Source organism: Mesorhizobium sp. M7A.F.Ca.AU.002.02.1.1, from assembly GCF_003998535.1.
Classification (GTDB): Bacteria; Pseudomonadota; Alphaproteobacteria; order Rhizobiales; family Rhizobiaceae; genus Mesorhizobium; species Mesorhizobium ciceri.
In genome coordinates, this window is sequence record NZ_RZPB01000689.1 from 1 (window position 1) to 3,217 (window position 3,217).

Here is a 3,217-nt window from a genome sequence, read left to right on the forward strand (position 1 = left end):
GTCTCCGGCCTTGACCTCCTTGACCTCTGACATTCTATTATATTAGTATTCCAAATCATTTCTTGTCTCTCGACCTCCTGTCGCGGAGAACTTTTTCAGAGTATGGGGTCATGGCGCGGTTCATCAAGCTTTCGGGGGCCGACAACATTCTTCTGGCGGTCGATCCGTTGAAGATCGGCGAAAAAGCCGGTGACGTGGCTGCCAGGGCACGCATACCGCGCGGGCACAAAATGGCCTTGCGCGACATCGGCTCGGACCAGCCGATCGTGAAATACGGCCAGACCATCGGTTTTGCGCGGGAACCAATCGTCGCCGGCGACTGGGTTCACGAGCACAATGTGTATCTGCGAAATTTCGAACGCGACTACGTCTTCGGCACGAATACCAGGCAAACCGAGATCGTTGCCGAGGCCGAGCGCGCTACTTTCATGGGTTACCGCCGGCCGAGCGGCAAGGTGGGCACGCGCAACTTCATTGCCGTCCTGACCTCGGTGAACTGCTCTGCCAGCGTCGCCCGGTTCATCACCGACGAGGTCAACCGGTCTGGCATCCTGCGCGACTATCCCAATGTCGACGGTATCATCGCACTCGTCCACGGCACTGGCTGCGGCATCGACACCAAGGGTCCCGCTTACGACCTGTTGAAAAGGACGCAATGGGGCTTTGCCACGAACCCCAATATCGGCGGCGTGCTGATGGTCGGACTCGGCTGCGAAGCGTTCCAGATCCCACGCTGGATGCAGTCGTACAACATCAAGGAGAGCACGATTTTCCGCACGATGACCATCCAGGAAACCGGCGGTACGCGAAAGACGGTCGAGGCTGGCGTGAAGGCGATCGTCGACATGCTGCCTACGGTGAACGCCGCCGAAAGGACGCCGCAACCAGCCTCCGAACTGGTGCTTGCGCTGCAATGCGGCGGATCGGACGGTTACTCCGGCATCAGCGCCAATCCGGCACTAGGTGCTGCGGTGGACCTGCTTGTCGGGCAAGGCGGTACGGCGGTGCTCTCGGAGACGCCCGAGATCTATGGCGCCGAACATCTCCTCGCCTTGCGCGCCGAGAGCCGCGCGGTGGGCGAAAAGCTGATCGAACGCATCCGCTGGTGGGAGGATTATACCGCCAGGCACGACATGGAGATGAACAACAACCCTTCGCCCGGCAACAAGCTGGGTGGGTTGACGACCATCCTGGAGAAATCGCTCGGCGCTTCCGCCAAGGGCGGCACCACCAATCTGCGGGCGGTGCTGGAATATGCCGAGCCGATCAACGAGCGCGGCCTCGTCTTCATGGATACGCCCGGCTACGACCCGGTCTCGGCCACCGGGCAGGTCGCCGGCGGCGCCAACATATTGTGCTTCACCACCGGCCGCGGTTCGGCCTTCGGCTGCAAGCCGACGCCCTCGATCAAGCTTGCCTCCAACAGCTTCATCTTCGAGCAGATGCGCGAGGACATGGATATCAATTGCGGAGACATACTGGACGGCGTCTCGCTGGCCGAGAAGGGCGAGGAGATCTTTGCCGAGATCCTGCGCGTCGCTTCCGGCGGGCGCACCAGGTCGGAAGCGCTCGGCTATGGCGACAACGAGTTCGTGCCATGGAGCCTTGGCGCGACCATGTAGCGATCGCCGGCCTGCACAGGCCGGCCTTTATCCCGGAAGTAGCTCAAACGGAAAGAACCGCTCGACATGAACAGGATCGATCTTGACGGCCAGCACGCTGTGGTCACCGGTGGCGCCCAAGGCCTCGGCTTCGCGATGGCCAGGCGTTTCGTCGCTTCCGGCGCGACGGTCAGCTTGTGGGATCTCGATGAGGCCCGCCTCGAAACCGCCAAGAAGGAACTCGGCAACGCTGCCACGACAGAGATCGTGGACGTCGCCGATTGGACGTCGGTGGACGCGGCGCGCGCCAGGACCGAAGATCTGGCCGGCAAGATTTCCATTCTGGTCAATTCCGCCGGAATTGCCGGCCCTGCCGCCCCGCTCGACGTCTACGACATCGAGACGTGGAAGAAGGTCATCGACGTCAACGTAAACGGTACGTTCTACGTCAATCGCGCCGTGGTTCCCGGAATGAAGGAGCGCAATTACGGACGGATCGTCAACATCGCTTCGGTCGCCGGCAAGGAGGGCAACCCCAACGCCTCCGCCTATTCAGCCTCGAAGGCGGCGGTCATCGGCTTGACCAAGTCGCTCGGCAAGGAACTGGCGCAGTACGACATCGCCGTGAACTGCATCTCGCCGGCCACGGCACAGACGCGCATCCTCGAACAGCTGACGCCGGAGCACATCGAATATATGCGCTCGCGCATTCCGCGCGGCCGCCTGCTGGAGGTCGACGAAGCCGCGGCGATGGTCGCCTGGCTCGTCTCCAAGGAGAACAGTTTCACGACCGCCTCCACGTTCGACCTGTCGGGTGGGCGGACGACCTATTGAAGGGCAGTTGCCGTTCAGCCAGGCAACCGACCGAGGCCAGCCGCAAAGCGCGCCACCATCGCCACGCCGGTCTCGTTGGGCCGCATCGCCGGAGCCCGGTCGTGTATCGGGATGCCTGCGCGGGCGCCGAACAGCCGCTTGCCGTAGCAGATCAGGTTCTCGATGCCCTGCATGACGAAGACCGCTGCCGGCAGCATTCTTGCGTACTCGGCCTCGGCCGTCGCTTCGTCACCGATCCGAAACGCATTGTAGGCGCGCACGGCGAGGTCGATGCCATCAGGCGCCAGGATCATGCCGCGGCAACCGATGCGGAAATTGTCGATCAGTTCAAGGCCGCCGCGTCCGTTGAAAACGGGTATCCGGCCTTCGGTGCGTTCGATCAATCCGGCAATGTCGGTGACAGGGCCTTCGCCCTTGATCAGCCTTATGTTGGGATGAAGCGTGACAAGTTCGCGGATCTCGTCCGATGACAGGCCGCGCCCGAAAAACGCCGGCGCGTTCTGGATCGCCACCGGCAGGTCGGTTGCCTCGGCGACGCGGCCGAAGAACCTGGTGTATTCCAGCGCACCATAGGATCCGACCGGCGGCGGCTGCAGGATCACCCAATCCGCTCCCACGCTTTCAGCATGGCGAAGCTGTGCCACCTGCTCAGCCACCGAAGCGCCGAAGATGGTGAAGGCAAGCGGCACTTTTCCAGCCGTATCTTCCGCCGTCCAGTCCATGATCGTCCGGCGCTCGGCCTCGGTCAGCTTGGCGACTTCCGTCGTCAGGCCGAGCGCCGC

At 62.7% G+C, this 3,217-nt stretch carries 3 protein-coding genes; 2 read left to right on the plus strand and 1 reads right to left on the minus strand.

From position 1 onward, the window contains the following. The first annotated feature begins 110 nt into the window (after positions 1-110). Together EN879_RS29455 and EN879_RS29460 are read left to right on the plus strand one after the other, a co-directional pair. Positions 111-1,622: an altronate dehydratase family protein gene (locus EN879_RS29455; protein ID WP_063169852.1), complete on the plus strand. Its 1,512-nt coding sequence runs from the start codon at positions 111-113 to the stop codon at positions 1,620-1,622. Between the two features lie 66 nt (positions 1,623-1,688). After that, positions 1,689-2,435, plus strand: a complete 747-nt coding sequence (locus EN879_RS29460) for an SDR family NAD(P)-dependent oxidoreductase (RefSeq protein ID WP_013528170.1) — start codon at positions 1,689-1,691, stop codon at positions 2,433-2,435. A gap of 14 nt (positions 2,436-2,449) precedes the next feature. Here the strand turns inward: EN879_RS29460 and EN879_RS29465 are convergent. Beyond that, positions 2,450-3,217, minus strand: a 768-nt coding sequence (locus tag EN879_RS29465; protein WP_164774652.1) for a dihydrodipicolinate synthase family protein, incomplete at its 5' end; no start/stop codon positions are given.

Excerpts from the sequence above, each read along its gene's own strand:
- EN879_RS29460 (WP_013528170.1), top strand. The coding sequence starts at position 1,689 with ATGAACAGGATCGATCTTGACGGCCAGCACGCTGTGGTCACCGGTGGC.
- EN879_RS29455 (WP_063169852.1), top strand. The coding sequence starts at position 111 with ATGGCGCGGTTCATCAAGCTTTCGGGGGCCGACAACATTCTTCTGGCG.